Below are 21,941 nucleotides of genomic sequence, written 5' to 3' on the forward strand. Positions count from 1 at the left end.
GCCTTTTGGGTGAGAGGTTCCCGCTGTGCCGACAGTGCCCCGCGTAGCGCGGTGACGTCACTCCTTTGCCGGACATTCCGAGCCCGCCGCCAGGGTCGATGTCACGGATGGTTGATGAGATATCAGCACAGCGTCACCATTTCTTCCTCGTCTCGCGGCCAGGCGGTCAACGGGGTGAAGCCCCGGTGGCCGCACTCGCCGAAGACCGTGACCGGCGCGCCGCCCGACAGAGCGACGAGCCGCCACAGACCCGGTCGCGTCCGGGCCGCGCGCGTGAGGGGCAGCGCGGAGTCGGAGGTGGCGTCGGCCAGCTGCCAGGACTCGCCGTCAGGGACCGGTACGACCTCCCGCAGCGTCACCGGAACCGACTCCAGCCACGGATCGTCCCGCAGCGCCGCGCCGTAGCGGGCGGCCGCCTGCGCCGTCGTCACGCCGGGTGGACGGATCGGGGTGGGCGCCGGGGACGCGAACCGCTCGCCCAGGACCGCCCGCGGCTGTCCCGCACCCGGCTGGGAGGACACCTCCGCCTCCAGGGCCAGACCCACCGGCAGCGCGAGCTCCGGGGCCCGGCCCGCCGCGCCGTAGGAGAGCAGAAGAGCCGTATGCCCGGAGTCGGCGCCGTGCAGCCAGATCCTGCGCGTGGTCAGCCTCGCGTCCGCGGTGTCGTACTGGGCGAGGACGAGCCAGCGGTCCCGCACCGCGGGCCCCTCCGCGGAGACGGGCAGGCCCACCCGGGAACGGACCGTCGCCGACAACCCCTCCGGCAGCCGCTCGCGGCCCAGCCAGCCCTGGCCCAGCAGGTGCAGCAGCGCGCACTCCTCCAGCAGCCGCACCGGCCAGCCCGGCCCCGACGACGGCACGGCCCCCAGCTCCCGCACCCGTCCCGCCAGCCCGGGAGCCTGCGCGTCGACCATGCGGGCCGCCGTCTCCTCCCACAGCCCGTACCCCGCCTGTTCGGCCGGGGCCAGACCGCCGCGCAGCAGGTCGGCCAGGCGCTGCTCCAGCTCCGTCACCCCCGCGGTGATCCGCTCGGCGCGGCGCTCCGCCCTGCGCAGCGCCGCCCGTGGATCAGCGGAACCGGAGGCCGGATCTTCGGCCCCCTCCGACCGCCTCCGCGCCGTCCGCTCCCCGCGGGCCGCCAGCCACGGCCCGGCCCAGTCGGGCGCCTGCCCGGACGGCACCGCGCCGTCGTCGCCCGTCCACAACAGCAGCAGGCCGAGCGCGTGCTTGCACGGGAACTTCCGGCTCGGGCAGCTGCACTTGTACGCCGGCCCGGCACCGCCCGCGAGGTCGACGACCGTCTGATACGGCCTGCCGCCGCTGCCCTTGCACAGTCCCCACACCGCCCCCTCGTCGGAACACCCCGCCTCGGACCACGGCCCGGCCGCGCCGAGTTTGCTTCCCGCTTTGCGCGACGCGGCGTCAGGCGCCAGTGACAGCACCTGGTCCGCGCTCCAGCGCACCCCCTGCTGAGTCATGCCGTCGAAGGTAGACGCTGCCACTGACAATCGACCTGACGAGCCCGTTTGCGCAGGTCAGAACGCGTTGTCAGTGCCGTGGTGCACGGTTGGTGACAGATCCGAACCGGCCGAGCTGGAGGGGGCCTCAGCCATGTCTGTGTCCGTCGAACCGACACCCGTCGCACCGCGCCAGAACCACTCCGCGCCCGCGAACACACCGGAGGCGCAGGCGCTGCGCCCGCACGCCGAGCACGCCTTCGCGGCCGAACTGGCGGCGCTCGCCGCACACGACGACCGTCCGCGCCCCGCCCGCTGGAAGCTGTCGCCCTGGGCCGTCGCCACCTACCTCCTCGGCGGCACGCTGTCGGACGGCACGGTGATCACACCGAAGTACGTGGGCCCCCGCCGCATCGTCGAGGTCGCGGTCACCACCCTCGCCAGCGACCGCGCCCTGCTCCTGCTCGGCGTGCCGGGCACGGCGAAGACGTGGGTGTCCGAGCACCTGGCCGCCGCGGTCAGCGGCGACTCGACCCTGCTGGTCCAGGGCACGGCCGGCACCCCGGAGGAGGCGATCCGCTACGGCTGGGACTACGCGCGGCTGCTGGCGCACGGCCCGAGCCGCGACGCCCTCGTGCCCAGCCCGGTCATGCGGGCCATGGCGCAGGGCATGACCGCCCGGGTCGAGGAGCTGACCCGCGTCCCGGCCGACGTGCAGGACACGCTGATCACGATCCTGTCCGAGAAGACCCTGCCGATACCGGAGCTGGGCGAGGAGGTGCAGGCGGTCCGCGGGTTCAACCTGATCGCCACCGCCAACGACCGCGACCGCGGGGTCAACGACCTGTCCAGCGCCCTGCGCCGCCGGTTCAACACGGTGGTGCTGCCGCTGCCGGAGAGCCCCGAGGCCGAGGTCGACATCGTCGCGCGCCGCGTCGACCAGATCGGCCGCTCCCTCGACCTGCCGGGCGTCCCGGACGGGGCCTACGAGATCCGCCGCGTCGTGACCGTCTTCCGTGAACTGCGCGACGGCGTCACCACTGACGGCCGGACGAAGCTGAAGTCGCCCAGCGGCACCCTGTCCACCGCCGAGGCGATCTCGGTGGTCACCGGCGGCCTCGCGCTGGCGGCCCACTTCGGCGACGGCGTGCTGCGGGCCGGTGACGTGGCCGCCGGCATCCTCGGCGCCGTCGTCCGCGACCCCGCGGCCGACCGCGTCGTCTGGCAGGAGTACCTGGAGACCGTCGTCCGCGAGCGCGACGGCTGGAAGGACTTCTACCGCGCCTGCCGGGAGGTGAGCGCGTGAGCGGCACCGGACGGCCGGCCCACGCCGGACGCCCGTCGGCCGGCACGGCGCGGGCCCGCGCCGACGACGAGCCCAGCTGGACCGGGGGGCGAGGACGAGGGAGCACGAGGAGGGGACGGCGTGAGGGGAGTTGAGGAGGCCGGGGGACGGCCGCACGGCGCGGGGCCGCTGCTGCTCGGGGTCCGGCACCACGGGCCGGGATCCGCGCGCGCGGTGCGGGCCGCGCTGGAGGCGGCACGGCCGCGGGTGGTGCTGATCGAGGGCCCGCCGGAGGCGGACGCGCTGATCCCGCTCGCCGCCGATCACGACATGCGGCCGCCCGTCGCGCTCCTCGCCCACGCGGTGGACGAGCCCGGCCGTTCGGCGTTCTGGCCGCTGGCCGGTTTCTCGCCCGAGTGGGTCGCCATCCGCTGGGCACTGGAGCACGACGTCCCCGCCCGCTTCATCGACCTGCCGGCCACGCACACGCTCGCGTGGGGCAGGGACGACGCCGGCCCGCCCGCGGACGGCGGCGCCGACGCGGAGGGCTCCGCGGTGGAGGGGACCGCGGAGCCCCCGGCGGAGGCGTGCCCTGCCGAGGCCCCGGTGCGCGTCGACCCGCTCGCCGTGCTCGCCGAGGCCGCCGGGTACGACGATCCCGAGCGCTGGTGGGAGGACATGGTCGAGCACCGGGGCACCGGTGGGGGCGACGCGTTCGCCCCGTTCCTGGTGCTGGAGGAGGCCATGGACGCGCTGCGGGAGGCGTACGCCGGCGGGGAGGACCACCGGGATCTTGCGCGTGAGGCGTACATGCGCCTCCAAGTGCGCGCCGCACAGCGCGAGTTCGGGGACGATCTCGCCGTGGTGTGCGGGGCCTGGCACGTCCCCGCGCTCCGGCGGAAGGCGACCGTCGCCGCCGACCGGGCCCTGCTGAAGGGCCTGCCCAGGGTCAAGGCGGACATGACCTGGGTGCCCTGGACCCACCGCCGGCTGTCCCGGGCCTCCGGCTACGGCGCGGGCATCGACTCGCCCGGCTGGTACTCCCATCTGTTCGACGTGCCTGACCGGCCCGTCGAGCGGTGGCTGACCAAGGTTGCGGGACTGCTGCGTGAGGAGGACCGGATCGTCTCCTCCGCGCACGTCATCGAGGCGGTGCGGCTGGCGGGGACGCTCGCCGCGATGCGCGGCCGCCCGCTGCCGGGCCTGGGCGAGACGACGGACGCGGTGCGCGCCGTGATGTGCGACGGCTCCGACGTGCCGCTGGCCCTGGTGCACGACCGGCTGGTGGTCGGGGACGTGCTGGGCGCGGTGCCGGAGGCGGCGCCCGCGGTGCCGTTGCAGCGCGATCTGGCCCGGCTGCAAAGGCGGTTGCGGCTCAAACCGGAGGCGCCGGAGCGGGATCTGGAGCTCGACCTGCGCAAGGAGACCGACGCCGGGCGCAGCAGGCTGCTCCACCGGCTGCGGCTGCTGGGCGTGGGCTGGGGGGAGCCCACGGCCTCGCGGGGCAGCACCGGTACGTTCCGCGAGACCTGGCGGCTGCGCTGGGATCCGGAGCTTTCGGTGCGCGTCGCCGAGGCCGGGGTGTGGGGGACGACCGTACTGGCCGCCGCGACCGCCAGGGCGGAGGCGGACGCCGCGGCCGCACAGGCCCTCGCCGAGATCACCGCGCTGGCGGAGCGCTGCCTGCTCGCCGAACTGCCCGACGCGCTGCCCGTGGTCATGCGCGCGCTCGCCGACCGGGCGGCGCTCGACGCGGACGTCGGACACCTCGCCCAGGCGCTGCCGGCCCTGGTTCGCTCCCTGCGCTACGGGGACGTGCGCGGCACGGACACCGAGGCGCTGGCCGGGGTTGCGGCCGGCCTGGCCGAGCGGATCTTCGTCGGCCTGCCCCCGGCCTGCGTCGCACTGGACGCGGACGCGGCCGAGGAGATACGGCGCCATGTGGACGCGGTGCACGGCGCGGTCGCCCTGCTCGACGACCCCCCCAAGGCGGGACACGGCGACCTGCGCGCCCGCTGGCACACCGTGCTCCGGACTCTTTCCGGACGGGACACCGTCGCCGGGGTGCTGCGGGGACGCGCGGTGCGGCTGCTCCTGGACGACGGGGAGGTCGAGCAGGAGCAGGCGGCACGCCTCATGAGCCTCGCGCTGTCGCCGGGCACGCCGCCGGCCGACGCGGCCGCGTGGATCGAGGGCTTCGTGGGCGGTGGGGGCGGGATGCTGCTCGTGCACGACGAGCGGCTGCTCGGACTGGTCGACGACTGGCTGACCGGCGTGCCGGCGCAGGCGTTCACGGACGTGCTGCCGCTGCTGCGGCGCACCTTCTCGGCGTACGAACCGGGTGTGCGCAGAACGCTCGGCGAGCTGGTCCGGCGCGGTCCGGGGCCGGGCGGCGGGGCCGGGGGCCTGACGGGCGGTGTGCCCGGGTTCGCCGAGGAACCCGACCAGGAGCGCGCGGACGCCGTACTGCCCGTGCTGCGGCTGCTGTTGGGCCTCGACGGACCCGGTTCCGGCGGGGAGAAGCCGGGCAACGAGCTCGCGGAGGTGGCGGGGTGACCGTGGGAGAGGGGTACGACGTGACGGACGCGGGCCGGGAGCGGCTGCGGCGCTGGCGGCTCGTGCTCGGCGGCGGGCCGGCCGACGGCACCGGATGCGCGCTGTCGGGGCGGGACGCGGCGATGGACGGAGCGCTCGCCGCGCTCTACGGAAAGGGGGACAAGCCTCCGGCGGGACGGACGGGGCGGGACCGCTCGGCGGGACTGGGAGGCTCGGCGCCCTCGGTGGCGCGGTGGCTCGGGGACATACGGACGTACTTCCCCTCCTCCGTGGTGCAGGTCATGCAGCGGGACGCCATCGACCGGCTCGGGCTGGCCACGCTGCTCCTTGAGCCGGAGATGCTGGAGGCGGTGGAGGCGGACGTGCACCTCGTCGGCACCCTGCTCTCGCTCAACAAGGCGATGCCGGAGACGACGAGAGAGACGGCCCGGGCCGTGGTGCGCAAGGTCGTCGAGGACCTGGAGAAGCGTCTGGCGACCCGTACCCGGGCCACGCTCACCGGCGCCCTCGACCGCAGCGCGCGCGTCAGCCGGCCGCGCCACCACGACATCGACTGGAACCGCACGATCGCGGCCAACCTCAAGAACTACCTGCCGGAGTACCGGACGGTCGTGCCCGAGCGGCTGATCGGCTACGGCCGCGCGTCGCAGTCGGTGAAGAAGGAGGTCGTCCTCTGCGTCGACCAGTCGGGGTCGATGGCGGCGTCCGTCGTGTACGCCTCCGTGTTCGGGGCGGTGCTGGCGTCCATGCGGTCCGTCAGCACCCGGCTGGTCGTCTTCGACACGGCCGTCGTCGACCTCACCGACCAGCTCGACGACCCGGTGGACGTGCTCTTCGGCACCCAGTTGGGCGGCGGCACGGACATCAACCGGGCGCTGGCGTACTGCCAGTCACGGATCACCCGGCCCGCCGAGACGGTGGTCGTGCTGATCAGCGACCTGTACGAGGGAGGCATACGCGACGAGATGCTGAAGCGGGTCGCCGCGATGAAGGCGTCCGGAGTGCAGTTCGTGACGCTGCTCGCGCTCTCCGACGAGGGCGCGCCCGCCTACGACCGTGAGCATGCGGCGGCTCTCGCGGCGCTCGGGGCACCGGCGTTCGCCTGCACGCCCGACCTGTTCCCGGAAGTGATGGCGGCGGCGATCGAGAAGCGGCCGCTGCCGATACCGGACGCCGTGTGACATTGGCCGCCCACCGGTGGGAGAGGGCTTGCGCACCCTCGGGAGCGCCGTGCGAGGATCGACGCCCCCAACATCCTTGTCGCCGTACGGGAAGAACCGTCCCCTCTTGACCTGGCCAGCAGCCCTGCCCGGTGCCGCTCTGCGCGCGACGCGTACGGCGGCCGGACGGCGTGCGTTGGAACTTGGGCTGCTGGTGGGGCTGTTGTTCGCCCTCGGGCTCGTCTGCGGGCAGCAGGCGAGGGCGGCGGAGGGCGGACCGGCAGCACGGTTGACCGAGACGGCGCCCGCGTCGGTGCGGGCACCCGCGTCCTTGCCTTCGTCCGGCGTCCAGCCCGTCGTCGAGCGCGTGATGCGGCCGGTGGTCGAGCCGGTCGCCGGGTCCGTCGTCGAGCGTGTCGTGAAGCCGGTTGCCGAGCCGATTGCTCAGCCTGTCGTCGAAGGTGGCGTGCGGCCGGTGGTCGGGCCGGTCGTCGACTCGTTGGTTCGGCCCGTCGTGAAGCCCGTCGTGAAGCCCGTCGTCGAGCCCGCCGTCGAGTCCGTCGTGGGCGTGGTGACCGGGTCTGTCGTCCGGCCGGTTGTGCAGCCGGTCGGGGACGTGGTCGGTGCTGTGGTCGGCGGGGCGGTCGGGGCGGGGCCCGAGGCACCGGTGGTGCCGGTCGTGCCTGGCATGCCCGTTGTGCCCGGCCTTCCGGCGCCGTTGCCGTTGCCGTCGGAGCCGCAGTCGGGGCCCGTTGCCCCGGCTCGGGAGGTTCAGTTGCGGCAGCCGACCGGGAGCGCGGGCCCGACCACGTCCAAGGGGCACACCAGTACGCCCAACGCCCGTACGGGGCACGGCGTCACCGCGCCCTACGGCCCCCGCTGCGCCGGCGCGACTGCCGGGCTCGGCGGCGCCACCGTGCGCGTACAGACCCACCCCGCGCCCAGGGCCGGTCTCGTTGCCCCGCTCACCCGGCTCCCCGCGGGGCACGGCCCCGCCCGTGGCGCGGACGGTGTGCTCGGCGACCACGCGGCGGCCGACTCCGGCAGCTCGCGGCACGGTGACGCGCCCGCCGTCACGCTGCCCGAGCGGGCCCCGCTGCGGCTGCTGTCCGGCGCCGCCGCCCGGACCGCCGAGGCCGGCATCCGGGACCGGTCCCAGGCCGTCCCCGTCTTCCCCGGCTGACCGGACGCGGAGAGCACCCGACTCCGCGGGCCCGGTGGACCCGGACGGCTGAAAGCCGTCGGTCCGTCCGGCCGTGCCGCACGGGACCTCGCGGAAGGGCAGGCCGGTTCCCATTGGGGTGGGGATCACCCGCCCGCGGCCCTTCGGGGCTGTACGAGGGGGCCTCACCCGGCGAACCCCAGCCCGGTGAGGCCCCCGCTTCAACGGCACGCCGTGCCAGAGAGTGCGGCATCATGTGACAGGTATCACCGCTCAGGTGTGACCCTCGATTTAGGCCACCCCCGGAAGCGGGGATAACCTGCGAGACGGACATGCCGCGCGCTCGGACACCGTGTGCGCCTTCCCTGTGACCCAGAGCGGACGTCACGTTGCCCTTCGCGGCACGCCCACGCATCCAACGAACCGCGAGATCACTGATAGGGACGGAAGCGCGTGGACCTGTTCGAGTACCAGGCGAGGGACCTCTTCGCCAAGCACGGTGTACCGGTGCTGGCCGGTGAAGTCATCGACACGCCTGAGGCGGCGCGCGAGATCACCGAGCGGCTGGGCGGCAAGTCGGTCGTCAAGGCCCAGGTGAAGGTCGGTGGCCGCGGCAAGGCCGGTGGTGTCAAGCTGGCCGCCACTCCGGACGAGGCCGTCGCGCGCGCGACGGACATCCTCGGCATGGACATCAAGGGCCACACGGTCCACAAGGTCATGCTCGCCGAGACCGCCCCGGAGATCCTCGAGGAGTACTACGTCTCCTTCCTCCTCGACCGCGCCAACCGCACCTTCCTCTCCATCGCCTCCGTCGAGGGCGGCATGGAGATCGAGGAGGTGGCGGCCACCCGCCCCGAGGCCGTCGCGCAGATCGCGATCGACGCCATCGACGGTGTGGACCGGGCGAAGGCCGAGGAGATCGTCGCCGCGGCCAAGTTCCCGGCCGAGGTCGCCGACAAGGTCGCCGATGTCCTGGTCAGCCTCTGGGAGGTCTTCGTCAAGGAGGACGCCCTCCTGGTCGAGGTCAACCCGCTCGCGAAGGTCGCCTCCGGCGACGTCATCGCCCTCGACGGCAAGGTGTCGCTGGACGAGAACGCGGAGTTCCGTCACCCCGAGTTCGACGAGCTGCACGACAAGGCCGCCGCGAACCCGCTGGAGGCGGCTGCCAAGGAGAAGAACCTCAACTACGTCAAGCTCGACGGTGAGGTCGGCATCATCGGCAACGGCGCGGGTCTGGTCATGTCGACCCTGGACGTCGTCGCCTACGCCGGTGAGGCCCACAAGGGCGTCAAGCCGGCCAACTTCCTCGACATCGGTGGCGGTGCCTCCGCCGAGGTGATGGCGAACGGCCTGGAGATCATCCTGGGCGACCCGGACGTGAAGTCCGTGTTCGTCAACGTGTTCGGCGGGATCACCGCGTGCGACGCGGTCGCCAACGGCATCGTGCAGGCGCTGGAGCTGCTCGAGTCCAAGGGCGAGGAGGTCACCAAGCCGCTGGTGGTACGTCTGGACGGCAACAACGCCGAGCTGGGTCGCCAGATCCTGGACGACCGCAACCACCCGCTGGTGCAGCGAGTGGACACCATGGACGGCGCGGCCGACAAGGCCGCCGAGCTGGCTGCTGCCGCGAAGTAAGGGACGAGGTCACACAACACCATGGCTATCTTCCTCACCAAGGAATCCAAGGTCATCGTCCAGGGCATGACCGGCTCCGAGGGCCAGAAGCACACGCGTCGCATGCTGGCCTCGGGCACGAACATCGTCGGTGGCGTGAACCCGCGCAAGGCGGGCCAGAGCGTGGACTTCGACGGCACCGAGGTACCGGTCTTCGGCACCGTCAAGGACGCCATCGACAAGACCGGCGCCGACGTCACGGTCATCTTCGTGCCGGAGAAGTTCACCAAGGACGCGGTGATCGAGGCGATCGACGCCGAGATCCCCCTCGCGGTCGTCATCACCGAGGGCATCGCGGTGCACGACACGGCCTCCTTCTGGGCGTACGCCGGGAAGAAGGGCAACAAGACGCGGATCATCGGCCCGAACTGCCCGGGTCTGATCACGCCGGGTCAGTCGAACGCGGGCATCATCCCGGCCGACATCACCAAGCCGGGCCGCATCGGTCTGGTGTCGAAGTCGGGCACGCTGACGTACCAGATGATGTACGAGCTGCGGGACATCGGCTTCTCCACCTGCGTCGGCATCGGCGGTGACCCGATCATCGGGACCACGCACATCGACGCGCTGAAGGCGTTCCAGGACGACCCCGACACCGACCTGATCGTGATGATCGGTGAGATCGGCGGCGACGCGGAGGAGCGGGCGGCGGCGTTCATCAAGGAGAACGTGACCAAGCCGGTCGTCGGCTACGTCGCGGGCTTCACCGCCCCGGAGGGCAAGACCATGGGCCACGCGGGCGCCATCGTCTCGGGTTCCTCCGGCACCGCGCAGGCGAAGAAGGAGGCCCTGGAGGCCGCGGGCGTCAAGGTCGGCAAGACCCCGACCGAGACGGCCAAGCTGGCCCGCGCCATCCTCGGCGGCTGAGCACCGGCCGCCCTCGGCGGCTGAGCTCTCCGGAGCCGGTCCGGTGGGCCCGTCCCCAGGTGGGGGCGGGCCCACCGGCGTTTCCGGCAGGCCCACCGGCGTTTCCGTGAACGGGCCGGCCGCACGGGTGGACCGGTCGGGTCATCTGACGCCCGGAGCCAGCCGCTCCGGTCCGCCCGCCGCCTCCTTCCTCAGCTCGGCGCGCAGCTTGAGCGCCTCCGGCGGGAGCGGGCCGAGCATGCCCTGCACCGGCAGCCCGTGGACCGCGTGCCCGGGGGACACCGGGGCCAGGTAGTGCGTGGGCGCGGTGCGCAGGGTGAGCGTCGTCGCGCCGATGATGGTGGCCGTGAAGGCGATGGCGGACCGGGTCCAGAACCGGGTCCGGCGTTCCCCGGTCGTGCGCACGCCCGCCGGCTCGCCCGCCCCGAGGCGTTCCGTCGAGGCCAGGCGGACCAGCCGCCGGTGCAGCTCTGCGGGATCGGCCAGCTCGGGGAGACGCGCGGCGAGCGCCTCGCGCGCGTGCATCAGCCGGTTCGCCGCGGCCGGAGTGCTCGCCTCCGTCTCCGCCGCCGTCTCGGGCAGATCGAGGCCGACACCGTCGTAGAGCACGAGGGTGCGGCGGTACGACGGCGGGATCAGCAGCAGGGCGCTTTGCAGCGCGCGGTCTGCGGGGTCGGACGGCGGGTCGGGGGTGTCGCCCCGCCGGCGGAAGCGGTGCCAGGGGGACAGCGCGCACTCGTACACCGTCGCCCGCATCCAGCCCGCCGGGTCCCGGTCGTGCGCCACCTCCGGCCAGCGCTGCCAGGCCAGTTGGAAGGCTTGTTCCACGGACTCACGGGCCCGCTCGTGCCGGCCCGTGAGCAGATAGGCCTGCCGGACGAGGGCGGGGGCGCAGAACGCGTACAGCGCGTCGAAGGCCTGAGCGGGCGTCAGCGGGGTGCCCGTCTCGTCGACGGCCTGATCCCGCGTCAGGGAGACGTTCGCGCCGGAGCGCCGGTCCTCCGAGGGGGATGGCAGCGGGTTCGCATGACTGTTCGTCATGATGCGTCCCTCCGTGTGAATAGGCACATAATCGTATATTGAGTGACACGACGGAGGTTCGCCTGTTGCGCCCGGAAAGCGTGTGCCGTTGGGAGCATGGAGGCCGTGATCCAGACGACCCGCCGACGTTCCCCGCTGTCGCGTCTCCGCACCCGCGTGACGGACCGCTCACCCGGCCTCGGAGCCGGGTTCCTGAGCGGTGCGGTCGCGGCGGGCCTCGGCCTCGGCTCGTTCGCCGTGCTCGTCGTCGTCCTGTGGATCAGCTCGCCGTACCCGGACAGCGGACCCGGCGGCGCGCTGCACGTCGCCGCCGCGCTGTGGCTGCTGGCACACGGCTCCGAACTGATCCGCACCGAAACCCTCACGGGGGTTCCCGCGCCTGTCGGCGTGACCCCGCTGCTGCTGCTCGCGCTGCCCGTGCTGCTGGTGCACCGGGCGGCCCGGGACACGACCGACGGGAGCGACGGCGGGCCGCTCGTCGCCCCGCACACCGCCTGGGCGGGCGTCGTCCTCGGCTACCTCGCCGTCGGATCCGGTGCCGCCGCGTACGCGGCCGGCGGTGCGCTGCGGCCCTCCTGGGCATGGGCGGCGGTGTGCGTACCGCTGGTCACCGCGGCGGCCGCGGGCAGTGGAGTGTGGACGGCGTACGGCTGCCCCCGGGCACCCCTGGAACGGGCGCTGCGCCTGCTGCCGGGGGGTGTTCGGCGGCTGCTCCTCGGACCCGGCCCGCGGGCGCGCCTCGGTGCCGCGGCACGGGCGGCGGGCGCCGGGGCCATGGTGTTCGCCGGCGGCGGGGCCGTGATGCTCGCGGTGTCACTGGTGGCGCACGCCGGGTCGGTCCAGCGGGCCTTCCTGGAGCTGACCGAGGGCTGGTCGGGGCGGTTCGCCGTGCTGCTGCTGTGCCTGGCGCTGCTGCCGAACGCGGTGCTGTGGGCGGCGGCGTACTCCGCCGGCCCCGGGTTCGTGCTCGGCGCTGGTCATGTCGTCGGCCCGCTGTCCTCCGCCCCGGCCCTGCTGCTGCCGTCCTTCCCGCTGCTCGCCGCGGTACCGGACCCCGGCCCCGGCACCGAGCTGAACTGGGCGACGGCGTCGGTGCCGGTGGCGGCGGGGCTGACGATGGGGTGGTTCGTGGCCAGGGCGGCGGTACGGGAGGAGCGGGGCGACCGGGAGCGGGACGGCGGGGAGGCATGCACGGGCCTGCGGGCCTGGTCGTGGTGGCGGACGGTGGCCGGTGCCGGGCTGGCCTGCCTGCTGTGCGCTGCGGTCCTCGGGGCTCTCGCGGCGCTGGCCGGCGGCCCGCTCGGGGACGCCGCGCTCGCCCGGTTCGGGCCGGTGGGGTGGCAGGTGGGCGCGGCGGCGCTGGTGTGGACCTCGCTGGGGGCAGTGCCGACGGCGGTGGTGCTGCGGGCGTGGTGCTGCCGCTCGCTCCGGGTTCGGGCGGGCGGCGCGGTCCGGCCGAAGACCGGCGAGGCCGGGGCGGGCACCACCGTCACGGTGCCGCGGCCGTCGGCCGCCGAAGCCGTGCGCGCGCGAGTGAGCAGGTGGGGCCTGCTCCTGCGGGCGAAGACCCCGAAGCCCCGGTCCCCGCAGCCCGCACCGGTGCCCGTTCCTTTTGACGACCTCCTCGAGCCGTACGACGTCCTGCCCCTCGACCCGCCGGTGCCGGGAGCCCCCTCCTGGCACGAGGACGCGGCCCGGCAGGCCCGCTTGACCGCGCCGAAGGAGGCGGCGGCGGGCACGGAGGCATCGCGGGAGGCCGCGGCGGGGGAGGAGGACACCAGGCCGAAGGGAACCGCGCAGCCGGTGGATTCCCCTCCGGCCCCAGGTCAGGGCGACCCGGTCGCTCCGCCCGCCCGGCAGGAGCCTTCCGCACAGGACCCCGGCGCGGAGGAACCCCCCGCGCCGGACGCCCCCGTCAGTCGCTGATCGCCAGCACGCCCCGCAGCTCCTGCGGCAGATGCTGGTCGCAGGACTGCTTGGCCTCGTTGGTGAGGGCGTCGTTCACGCACGAGTAGTAGTCGCGGTAGACGATCTGCGCCGTGAAGTTCACGGCGACCAGGGCGAGCGCCAGGGACGCGGTGACCAGGCCGCTGACCGCGGCCGTCGTCTGCGGGCGGCCCCCGGTGGCCGGGCTGTCGGGGTCCTGCCCGCGAGGCCTGGCGCGCAGCGAGCTGATGCCCCAGTGCAGGGAGAGCGCGCCCAGCAGCAGGGCCACGTACGGCCAGCTGAACAGGGCGAAGAAGAAGGCCCACATGCCGCACAGCAGGGCGTACCGCGCGCGGCGCTGGGCGGGGTCGGTGGGGTCCCAGCGCGGACCGGGCCCGCCGCCCGGGTTCTGCGGGCCGCCGGGCCGCTGCGGGCGCTCGCCGAAGCCGTTGGAGGAGCGGCCGGGCTGACGGTCGCTCCACTGGCTGCCCCAGTGGCCGCCGCCGTCGCCGGACCCCTCGGATCCGCCCTCGGACGAGCCGTCACCGCCGGACTGGGGACGAGGCTGCCACGGGCGGTCGGGGGTGCCCTCCGGCGGCGGTGCGAAGGGGTTGTCGTCCGGGGTGGCGCTGCCGCGTCCGGCGCCGTCCCGCCCGTCCGAGGACGCGTCCGGAGGCGAGGACGGGTGCTCCCGCAGCAATACGGCACCGCGCCGCCCTCCCGCGGGCTGCGGAGGGAGCGTGGAGAGTCGCAGGCTGCGGTGCGGCATCAAGTGAGCGTCTTCCCCTTGGTGAGTCACGAACGGTCTGGCACGAACGGTCTGGCACGACAGGTCTGGCACGTCTGATCGGGCACGGATGGTCCGGCACGACCGCGCGGGCACGGATCCTTCCGGTGCTGAGCGTCCCCCCGAGTGCGCTGGGTGCCCACGGTCCGGGGTCTCTCACCGCGTCAACGTGTGGTGCGTGCGGTGCGTTCCCGTACCAGCTCCCCCCAGACGCTACCTTCCGGCCACGCCCCCGTCCCATGGGGGCCGTCCGATGTGCCGGTATCGTTGCTGGCGGTCGGCCGCTTCGTAGGCTTCCCCGTATCCGGAAGCGCGAAGCATTCGTACGACCATACAAAACAGCTTCCCGAGAAAGGGCCCCATCGTGGCCGCCAAGCCCGTGGCCAAGCGCCTCGTCGTGCTGGTCTCCGGATCCGGCACCAATCTTCAGGCGCTCCTCGACGCGATCGCCGAGACGGGAGTCGAGGCCTACGGCGCCGAGATCGTCGCCGTGGGCGCCGACCGCGACGGCACCGAGGGGCTGGCGCGCGCCGAGCGCGCCGGGTTGCCGACCTTCGTGCGGAAGGTCAAGGACTACGGCACGCGCGAGGAGTGGGACGCGGCGCTGGCCGAGGCCGTCGCCGCCCACGAGCCGGACCTCGTCGTCTCCGCCGGGTTCATGAAGATCGTGGGGAAGGACTTCCTCGCGCTGTTCGGCGGGCGGTTCGTCAACACGCACCCCGCCCTGCTGCCCAGTTTTCCCGGGGCCCACGGTGTGCGGGACGCGCTCGCCTACGGCGCCAGGGTCACCGGCTGCACCGTCCACTTCGTCGACGACGGCGTCGACACCGGCCCGATCATCGCCCAGGGCGTCGTCGAGGTCCGGGACGAGGACGACGAGAGCGCGCTGCACGAGCGCATCAAGGAAGTCGAGCGAAGGCTGCTCGTCGAGGTCGTGGGGCGGCTCGCCCGCAACGGCTATCGCATCGAGGGACGAAAGGTAGTTATCCAGTGACCGCCGAGAACCAGCGGCCCATCCGGCGCGCGCTCGTCAGCGTCTACGACAAGACCGGCCTGGAGGAGCTCGCGCGCGGGCTGCACGAAGCCGGCGTCGAACTCGTCTCCACCGGCTCGACCGCCGGCCGGATCGCCGCGGCCGGTGTGCCCGTCACCAAGGTCGAGGACCTCACCGGCTTCCCCGAGTGCCTGGACGGCCGGGTCAAGACCCTGCACCCCAAGGTGCACGCCGGCATCCTCGCCGACCTGCGCCTGGAGGACCACCGGCGGCAGCTGGGCGAGCTGGGTGTCGAGCCCTTCGACCTCGTCGTGGTCAACCTCTACCCGTTCCGCGAGACCGTCGCCTCCGGCGCCTCGCCCGACGAGTGCGTCGAGCAGATCGACATCGGCGGCCCCTCGATGGTCCGCGCCGCCGCCAAGAACCACCCGTCCGTGGCCGTCGTCACCAGCCCGGACCGCTACGCCGACGTCCTCGCCGCGGTGCAGGACGGCGGCTTCGACCTCGCCACCCGCAAGCGGCTGGCCGCCGAGGCCTTCCAGCACACGGCCGCCTACGACGTGGCCGTCGCCTCCTGGTTCGCCTCCTCCTACGCGCCCGCCGACGAGTCCTCCTTCCCCGACTTCCTCGGCGCCACCTACGCGCGCAAGAACACCCTCCGCTACGGCGAGAACCCGCACCAGCCCGCCGCCCTCTACACCGGCGGCCCGGTCGGCGGACTCGCCGAGGCCGAGCAGTTGCACGGCAAGGAGATGTCGTACAACAACTACACGGACACGGATGCCGCCCGCCGTGCCGCGTACGACCACGACGAGCCGTGCGTGGCGATCATCAAGCACGCCAACCCGTGCGGCATCGCGGTCGGCGCGGACGTCGCCGAGGCGCACCGCAAGGCGCACGCCTGCGACCCGCTGTCCGCGTTCGGCGGGGTGATCGCGGTCAACCGCCCGGTCAGCAAGGAGATGGCCGAGCAGGTCGCGGAGATCTTCACCGAGGTCATCGTCGCGCCTGACTACGAGGACGGCGCGCTGGAGGCCCTCGCCAAGAAGAAGAACATCCGGGTGCTGAAGGCCCCGAACGGCCCGTGCGGGCGGGTGGAGGCCAAGCACATCGACGGCGGCGTGCTGCTGCAGGCCACCGACCGGCTCCAGGCCGACGGCGACGACCCGGCCAACTGGACCCTCGCCAGCGGCGAGGCGCTGCCGGCCGGGGAACTGGCCGAGCTCGCCTTCGCGTGGCGGGCCTGCCGGGCGGTCAAGTCCAACGCCATCCTGCTCGCCAAGGACGGTGCCTCGGTCGGCGTCGGCATGGGCCAGGTCAACCGCGTCGACTCCTGCAAGCTGGCTGTCGAGCGGGCCGGCGCCGAGCGGGCCGACGGCTCCTACGCGGCCTCGGACGCGTTCTTCCCGTTCCCGGACGGCCCCGAGATCCTCATCGCCGCCGGTGTCCGCGCGATCGTCCAGCCGGGCGGCTCGATCCGCGACGAGCAGGTCGTCGAGGCCGCGCAGAAGGCGGGCGTGACGATGTACTTCACCGGGACCCGCCACTTCTTCCACTGATCGGCGAACGTCCCTGACGACCGCGGCCTCCGGCCCTCTCCACGAGAGAGCCGGAGGCCGCGCTCACGCCGGACTCAGCACGTGGGCAGCGGGCTGGTCTCCGAGGCGATGTTGTTGTCGCTCATCCAGCCCCAGGCCCCGTTGTCCGCCTGGGTCCAGACCCAGCGGGTGGGGTGCGGGCCGCCGTGGTTCTGCCCGCCGTCGAACTTGCAGACGAACCAGGACGGGTTGGAGTACATGCGGCCGACGGACCCCGTGTCGGGGCTCAGGTAGACGTTGGCGCCACTGGCGTTGTCGCAGTACCAGACGGATCCGCTCTTCCAGCACGGCGACGCCGCCTGGGCGCTGCCCGCGATGCCGGCGAGCCGGAACTGGGACTACCTGGCCTGCTGTGTCGTCCGTCCCCCGTGGCCGGCGGAGGTACCACGATGATGCTGTACAAGGTGCGTCTCCCCGTGCCTGACGGCTACGGAATCCAGACCAGGGCGACGCACCAGGGCCGTGTCCCCCCTTACGGGGTGGGACACGGCCCTCGGGAATGAATGGCGCGAAGTGTTCTCTTGCGCGGCGTGTGTCAGTTCTGTACGACCATGGTGCCGGCGGCCTTGTCGTGCCAACCCTGCTGGCGGCCCGACTTGTCCCAGAACGGGGACAGGTAGACCAGCAGCTGGCCGATACCGCAGGCGACGCTGCCCACCGTCGGGATGACCCAGCGGATGAACGCCTTGCCCAGTCCCGGCTTGCCGCCCGTCTCGGCGTTCACCACGTACAGGCCGACGGCCATCTTGCCCAGGGTGCGGCCCAGCAGGCCGACCATGAGCCACTCGTAGAGCAGGGTGATGATCATCATAGTGCCGAAGACGGCGCCGAACTTGGATGTGAAGTCGGAGCTCGCGTTGTTGATGCAGGTGCTGTAGTCGGCGGCGTTCGGATCGCAGTCCTTGGCCGCACCGACGAAGCTGGAGGCACCCGCGGCGATGAGGATGCCGTAGATGACGCCGAAGATGACGCCGTCGATCAGGCGGGCACCGAAGCGGCGGCCCATGGACGCGACGCGGGGACCGGCGCCGCCCGGGTGGCCGGGCTGCTGCGGGTAGCCGTAACCCTGCTGGGGCGGGATGGGGGGCGCCTGCGGGTAGCCGTAGCCGGGCTGGCCTTGCGGCTGGGGCTGGCCGTAGCCCTGCTGAGGGTTCTGCGGCGCTCCGTAAGGATCGTTGGGCGAGCCGAAACTCATGGCCGGTTCCTCCGTTGAACTGCGGGGACGACGCGGACTGCGCGGAGGAACGACACGATCTGAGCGGTTTGCCCCCCGAACCCGAACCGCGCTGTTGCGGCGTTCATCGTTCTAGGCGGGGCGAGATGTTGTCCAGCCCGGGGAACCATGTGTTGTGCAAGTGCAACATCGCCGATCACGTGTGCGGACGCCCGGAAAGGCCCACGGGCCTCCCGGATTGGAACCGGGAGCCGGTCATCCGCGAGGATAAGGACATGACCGCCCAGATTCTCGATGGCAAGGCCACCGCAGCCGAGATCAAAACCGATCTGACCGCCCGCGTGGCGGCGCTGAAGGAGAAGGGCGTCACGCCCGGCCTCGGCACGATCCTGGTCGGGGAAGACCCCGGCAGCCGGAAGTACGTCGCCGGCAAGCACCGCGACTGCGCCCAGGTCGGCATCGCCTCCATCCAGCGGGAACTGCCGGCCACGGCGACCCAGGAGGAGATCGAGGCGGTCGTCCGGGAGCTGAACGAGGACCCCACCTGCACCGGCTACATCGTCCAGCTGCCGCTGCCCAAGGGCATCGACGAGAACCGCGTCCTGGAGCTGATGGACCCGGACAAGGACGCGGACGGCCTGCACCCGATGAACCTCGGCCGGCTCGTCCTGAACGAGCCCGCCCCGCTGCCCTGCACCCCCAACGGCGTGCTGACGCTGCTGCGCCGCCACGGCGTGGAGATCAAGGGCGCCGAGGTCGTGGTCGTCGGACGCGGCGTGACCATCGGCCGTCCGATGCCGCTGCTGCTCACCCGGCGCAGCGAGAACGCCACGGTGACCCAGTGCCACACCGGCACCCGCGACCTGTCCGCGCACCTGCGCCGGGCGGACATCATCGTCGCCGCGGCCGGATCCCCGCACCTGGTCCGCGCCGAGGACGTCAAGCCCGGCGCGGCCGTCCTCGACGTCGGTGTCTCCCGCAACGCCGAGGGCCGGATCGTGGGCGACGTCCACCCGGACGTGGCCCAGGTGGCCGGCTGGCTGTCCCCGAACCCGGGCGGGGTCGGCCCGATGACCCGCGCCCAGCTGCTGGTGAACGTGGTCGAGGCGGCGGAGCGCAGTGTCGGCTGACGTGGAGGGCACCGGGCGGGAGGCCGCTCCCGCGGAGCCGGAGACAGAGGTACGTGACCCGATCGGCGTCGTGGACGCCACGGGCAGGGCGCGCCGGGGCACACGCCGCTTTCCGCTGTTCACCCGGGACACCGCGCGGCCGGAGGGCGGCGGCCGGGCCGCGCCCGGCGGCGCCTTGGCGCCCGCCCGGCAGTGGCCGCTGCTGGCCGTGCTGGGCACGGTGGGGCTCGGGTTGCTGGTGACCGCCCTCGACGCCTTCAGGGTCGGTCTGCTGCTGATCGGCCTCGCGCTGCTGGGCGGGGCCGCACTGCGCTGGTTCCTGCCCCGGGTCGGCATGCTCGCGGTCCGCTCCCGTTTCACGGACATCATCACCTTCGCCGTACTGGGCTGCACCATCGTCCTGCTGGCGCTGATGGCCCAGCCGAGGCCCTGGCTGGAGATCCCGTTCCTGGACGACGCGCTGCACTTCACGGTCCGCAACGGCTAGTGCCGCGACCGGAAAGGTTCACCGGCTCGCGACGCCCGGCACGGCACCGCGAGCTTTCCGGCAAACCTTCCCGGCCACAGCACTGGCACGCGGCGGCCCGTCCTCTCCCCCGAGTCAGGACGGGCCGTCGCCGGGACCAACCCTCCTGCACGGTGAACGGGCTGTTCAACGCCTGTCCGTGCGCTGTGGCACGGAAGTGACCGTTCCGCCACGCTGTCCGCGCTTTGCCACAGGACCTCGGACCCGGTCCCCGGCCGGGGAGCCGGGGGCCGCTGCGACGCGCGAGGTCACGCCGGGATCCGGGATGTGGCGAAATGTCGACAGATCCCGCCACGCGGCTGAGACCGTCCGCCCGTCGGGCTAGCGTGGGCAGTCGCACCGGGCGCGAGCGTCGGCCCGAGTGCTTCCGTGCGCCCCTGGGGGCGGGACCTGAGATCCTGACGGGGCGCGCTCCTGTGGGTAGCGAGAACTGGGCAGTGAGAACAGGGAATCGGCACAGGTGTCACGCGCGGGGAACAACCAGCACGTACCGGGGGGAAGGGGAAGCGATGCCTCGTTGGAAGGCCTTGCCCGATGAACTCGATCCACAGATCAGGGAGTTCGCGAGTCAATTGCGCAGGCTCGTGGACCGCGGCGGTCTGAGCATCGCCGCGCTTGCCGATCGCACGGGTTACAGCAAGACGTCCTGGGAGCGGTATCTCAACGGACGGCTCCTGGCGCCCAAGGGTGCGGTCGTCGCGCTCGCCGAGGTCACCGGCACCAATCCGGTCCACCTCACCACCATGTGGGAGCTGGCCGAACGGGCCTGGAGCCGTGCGGAGATGCGCCACGACCGGACCATGGAGGCCATCCGGATAGCCCAGGCGCGGGTCGCGCTCGGGGAGGCCGGCGCGGGGGCATCCGGCGCCGAGGCGGGCGGGGGCAAGACCGCCCGCAGGAACGGCACCGCCACGGCGGCCCCGGGGAGCGCGGGCCCGGCGGGCGCGTCCCCCGCGGTGCCCGTGCAGCCGACGGCGTCCGACGCCGACGCCCGCGAGGGCACGGCGAGAAAGGCGCCGCCGGTCCCGGAGGACGCCGTGCCGACGGCTTACCTCCCGGCCACCGCACCGGGGCCCGCCGCTCCCGGCGCCGGTCCGGACCCCGACCGCTCCGGCTCCGACGCCCGCCCCGACTCGGCCGCGGGAGCCGGCAAGGACACCGGTTCCGGTTCCGCCTCCGGCTCCCCGGCGTCGACGGGCGGCAACTCCTGGGGGCTGGCCGGTTACCGCGGCCCGTCCCGCACGGGCGGCCGCGCCTCCGACGACAAGGCGCCCGCCGCCGGCGGTGCCGGACCGGCCGCCGGACTCACGAGCCCGCAGCCCGTGGTCTCCTCCGGCTCCTACGCCCCGAGCGACCCCGGCGGCCCGTACACCCCGGCTTCACCGGGCCCGAACGGCGAGCCCCCGCGCTCTCAGCGCCCCGCTGCCTCCGGCGGCAGGGGGCGGAAGCGGCAGGTGCTGATGTTCCTCGCGGGTGCGGCCAGTTCCCTGGCCGTGGTCGGCGCCGTCTTCTTCCTCACCGGCGGCGGGGACGGCAAGAAGGCCGCGGACACGGCCAAGTCGCCCTCCCCCTCCGCCGACGTCAGCCTGCCGCCCGGCGTCAAGTGCGTCGCGGACGGCTGCACCGGCAAGGACGCCGAGGCCATGGGGTGCAGCGGCAACCTGGTGAGCACGGCCGAGAGCGTCACCGTCGGCGCGACCCTGGTCGAGGTCCGCTACAGCAAGACCTGCGGCGCCGCCTGGGCCCGCATCACCCGGGCCGTCCAGGGGGACGAGGTCCGGGTCACGGTCGGCTCGCGCACGGAGCGCGGCACCCTCGCGGCGGACGGCGAGACGATCGCGTACACGCCCATGGTCGCGGTGCGGGACGCGACGCAGGCCAAGGCGTGCGTGACGCTGGCGTCGGGGCTGACGGGGTGCACCGGCTAGGGTCTTTCGTTTGGCTCAGGCCGGATCAGGGAGCGGGGTCTGGTGCTGGGGGCACCTCCCACGCCGTTCAGGCAGTGGGGGAGCGTCGCAAGGCGGAGGAGGGCGGCAGGGCGGAGCCCTGCCAACCGACGACAACGCGGCTGGGGGTGCCCCCTGCTCGAAGAGCTTGGGGGAGCGGTGCCAGGGCCCGCGAGCCCGGCATGATCCAAACGAGAGGCCCTGGGGGAGCCGCAGTGGCGGTGGGGGCCGTCCGGGTGACAAGTCGCACGGGACAGGTGTGGGGGCCGCCGAACCGGGCACGCGGACAGTACCCCCACGGGAGTCCGGTTTTCCGGCAACCCCATACGGCGGCCGCCCTCGTCCCTCCTCTCCCGGACGGGCGGCCGCCTCTCCCACGTCACCGGGCCGCTCTGTGGGCCGGGCCACAGGGGCCCGGCCGTCCGAGATCCCGGAGAGGCGATAGCCTGACGGCTGGATCTCTCTTGACGCCAAGAGATCGATCATCCGTTGAGTGATCGGTCATCGCGGCGCCGCCGGTCAGCGGCCGGCGGCGGGATCCCGCACCCCGGGGCAGGGACGCCCCACCGCCAGCTGTCATACGGAGAACGCCATGACTCGCACTCCCGTGAACGTCACCGTCACCGGCGCGGCCGGCCAGATCGGTTACGCCCTGCTC

The 21,941-nt window shown here is 73.4% G+C and carries 17 protein-coding genes; 12 read left to right on the forward strand and 5 right to left on the reverse strand.

Annotation, left to right across the window (positions count from 1 at the left end):
• Positions 1 to 122: 122 nt before the first annotated feature.
• A complete protein-coding gene (locus CG719_RS18915) occupies positions 123 to 1,478 on the reverse strand; it encodes an SWIM zinc finger family protein (protein ID WP_100569827.1) in 1,356 nt (451 codons plus the stop codon).
• A gap of 133 nt (positions 1,479 to 1,611) precedes the next feature.
• On the opposite strand from CG719_RS18915, the gene CG719_RS18920 reads away from it, so the two are divergent.
• The 6 genes from CG719_RS18920 (at position 1,612) to sucD (ending at position 10,161) form a co-directional block, all read left to right on the forward strand.
• Positions 1,612 to 2,763, forward strand: a complete 1,152-nt coding sequence (locus CG719_RS18920; protein ID WP_100569828.1) for an ATP-binding protein — start codon at positions 1,612 to 1,614, stop codon at positions 2,761 to 2,763.
• A 120-nt stretch (positions 2,764 to 2,883) separates the two neighbouring features.
• Positions 2,884 to 5,298, forward strand: a complete 2,415-nt coding sequence (locus CG719_RS18925; protein WP_100569829.1) for a DUF5682 family protein — start codon at positions 2,884 to 2,886, stop codon at positions 5,296 to 5,298.
• Positions 5,295 to 6,479 carry a VWA domain-containing protein gene (locus tag CG719_RS18930; protein WP_199836683.1) on the forward strand — a complete coding sequence of 395 codons (1,185 nt, stop codon included), beginning with the start codon at positions 5,295 to 5,297 and terminating at the stop codon, positions 6,477 to 6,479. The genes CG719_RS18925 and CG719_RS18930 overlap by 4 nt, the downstream gene beginning before the upstream one ends.
• A 106-nt stretch (positions 6,480 to 6,585) precedes the next feature.
• Positions 6,586 to 7,641, forward strand: coding sequence for a hypothetical protein (locus tag CG719_RS18935; RefSeq protein WP_159024893.1), 1,056 nt, complete (start codon positions 6,586 to 6,588; stop codon positions 7,639 to 7,641).
• A gap of 432 nt (positions 7,642 to 8,073) precedes the next feature.
• A complete protein-coding gene (sucC, locus tag CG719_RS18940; protein ID WP_100569831.1) occupies positions 8,074 to 9,255 on the forward strand; it encodes an ADP-forming succinate--CoA ligase subunit beta in 1,182 nt (393 codons plus the stop codon).
• Between the two features lie 21 nt (positions 9,256 to 9,276).
• The gene (sucD, locus tag CG719_RS18945) at positions 9,277 to 10,161 is read left to right on the forward strand and encodes a succinate--CoA ligase subunit alpha (RefSeq protein ID WP_100569832.1); all 885 of its coding nucleotides are present in this window, start codon (positions 9,277 to 9,279) and stop codon (positions 10,159 to 10,161) included.
• 141 nt (positions 10,162 to 10,302) lie between these two features.
• Here the strand turns inward: sucD and CG719_RS18950 are convergent, their stop codons facing one another.
• A complete protein-coding gene (locus CG719_RS18950; protein ID WP_100569833.1) occupies positions 10,303 to 11,202 on the reverse strand; it encodes an RNA polymerase sigma factor in 900 nt (299 codons plus the stop codon).
• Positions 11,203 to 11,298: 96 nt separating this feature from the next.
• Here CG719_RS18950 and CG719_RS18955 point away from each other — a divergent pair, with 96 nt between their 5' ends.
• Positions 11,299 to 13,128 carry a cell division protein PerM gene (locus CG719_RS18955; RefSeq protein WP_199836684.1) on the forward strand — a complete coding sequence of 610 codons (1,830 nt, stop codon included), beginning with the start codon at positions 11,299 to 11,301 and terminating at the stop codon, positions 13,126 to 13,128.
• Here the strand turns inward: CG719_RS18955 and CG719_RS18965 are convergent.
• Entirely contained in the window at positions 13,118 to 13,897 is a 780-nt protein-coding gene (locus CG719_RS18965; protein ID WP_100569834.1) for a hypothetical protein, read from the reverse strand. The genes CG719_RS18955 and CG719_RS18965 overlap by 11 nt on opposite strands.
• Before the next feature lie 382 nt (positions 13,898 to 14,279).
• Here CG719_RS18965 and purN point away from each other — a divergent pair, with 382 nt between their 5' ends.
• The gene (gene purN, locus CG719_RS18970; RefSeq protein WP_100569835.1) at positions 14,280 to 14,909 is read left to right on the forward strand and encodes a phosphoribosylglycinamide formyltransferase; all 630 of its coding nucleotides are present in this window, start codon (positions 14,280 to 14,282) and stop codon (positions 14,907 to 14,909) included.
• Positions 14,906 to 16,468, forward strand: coding sequence for a bifunctional phosphoribosylaminoimidazolecarboxamide formyltransferase/IMP cyclohydrolase (gene purH / locus CG719_RS18975; protein ID WP_100569836.1), 1,563 nt, complete (start codon positions 14,906 to 14,908; stop codon positions 16,466 to 16,468). The genes purN and purH overlap by 4 nt, the downstream gene beginning before the upstream one ends.
• Before the next feature lie 74 nt (positions 16,469 to 16,542).
• Here the strand turns inward: purH and CG719_RS36485 are convergent, their stop codons facing one another.
• On the reverse strand, positions 16,543 to 16,707 hold the full coding sequence (locus CG719_RS36485) for a hypothetical protein (RefSeq protein WP_234375638.1): 165 nt from the start codon (positions 16,705 to 16,707) through the stop codon (positions 16,543 to 16,545).
• A 335-nt stretch (positions 16,708 to 17,042) separates the two neighbouring features.
• A complete protein-coding gene (locus CG719_RS18985; RefSeq protein WP_100569838.1) occupies positions 17,043 to 17,702 on the reverse strand; it encodes an RDD family protein in 660 nt (219 codons plus the stop codon).
• Between the two features lie 254 nt (positions 17,703 to 17,956).
• Here CG719_RS18985 and CG719_RS18990 point away from each other — a divergent pair, with 254 nt between their 5' ends.
• The 3 genes from CG719_RS18990 to CG719_RS19000 all read left to right on the forward strand — a co-directional run bounded on the left by CG719_RS18990 (position 17,957) and on the right by CG719_RS19000 (position 21,265).
• Positions 17,957 to 18,811, forward strand: a complete 855-nt coding sequence (locus tag CG719_RS18990) for a bifunctional methylenetetrahydrofolate dehydrogenase/methenyltetrahydrofolate cyclohydrolase (RefSeq protein ID WP_100569839.1) — start codon at positions 17,957 to 17,959, stop codon at positions 18,809 to 18,811.
• Positions 18,801 to 19,298: a DUF3017 domain-containing protein gene (locus CG719_RS18995; protein WP_199836685.1), complete on the forward strand. Its 498-nt coding sequence runs from the start codon at positions 18,801 to 18,803 to the stop codon at positions 19,296 to 19,298. The genes CG719_RS18990 and CG719_RS18995 overlap by 11 nt, the downstream gene beginning before the upstream one ends.
• Before the next feature lie 548 nt (positions 19,299 to 19,846).
• Entirely contained in the window at positions 19,847 to 21,265 is a 1,419-nt protein-coding gene (locus CG719_RS19000; protein ID WP_100569841.1) for a DUF2690 domain-containing protein, read from the forward strand.
• Positions 21,266 to 21,941: the final 676 nt, after the last annotated feature.

Origin of the sequence: Streptomyces sp. CB01373 (assembly GCF_002803075.1) — a bacterium.
Classification (GTDB): domain Bacteria; phylum Actinomycetota; class Actinomycetes; order Streptomycetales; family Streptomycetaceae; genus Streptomyces.

What these genes read in the sequence shown, in the direction of transcription:
- CG719_RS18915 (WP_100569827.1), bottom strand. Translation starts at nt 1,478, where the DNA reads ATGACTCAGCAGGGGGTGCGCTGGAGCGCGGACCAGGTGCTGTCACTG.
- CG719_RS18920 (WP_100569828.1), top strand. Translation starts at nt 1,612, where the DNA reads ATGTCTGTGTCCGTCGAACCGACACCCGTCGCACCGCGCCAGAACCAC.
- sucD (WP_100569832.1), top strand. Translation starts at nt 9,277, where the DNA reads ATGGCTATCTTCCTCACCAAGGAATCCAAGGTCATCGTCCAGGGCATG.
- CG719_RS18950 (WP_100569833.1), bottom strand. Translation starts at nt 11,202, where the DNA reads ATGACGAACAGTCATGCGAACCCGCTGCCATCCCCCTCGGAGGACCGG.
- CG719_RS18955 (WP_199836684.1), top strand. Translation starts at nt 11,299, where the DNA reads ATGGAGGCCGTGATCCAGACGACCCGCCGACGTTCCCCGCTGTCGCGT.
- CG719_RS18965 (WP_100569834.1), bottom strand. Translation starts at nt 13,897, where the DNA reads ATGCCGCACCGCAGCCTGCGACTCTCCACGCTCCCTCCGCAGCCCGCG.
- CG719_RS36485 (WP_234375638.1), bottom strand. Translation starts at nt 16,707, where the DNA reads ATGTACTCCAACCCGTCCTGGTTCGTCTGCAAGTTCGACGGCGGGCAG.
- CG719_RS18985 (WP_100569838.1), bottom strand. Translation starts at nt 17,702, where the DNA reads ATGAGTTTCGGCTCGCCCAACGATCCTTACGGAGCGCCGCAGAACCCT.
- CG719_RS18990 (WP_100569839.1), top strand. Translation starts at nt 17,957, where the DNA reads ATGACCGCCCAGATTCTCGATGGCAAGGCCACCGCAGCCGAGATCAAA.
- CG719_RS19000 (WP_100569841.1), top strand. Translation starts at nt 19,847, where the DNA reads ATGCCTCGTTGGAAGGCCTTGCCCGATGAACTCGATCCACAGATCAGG.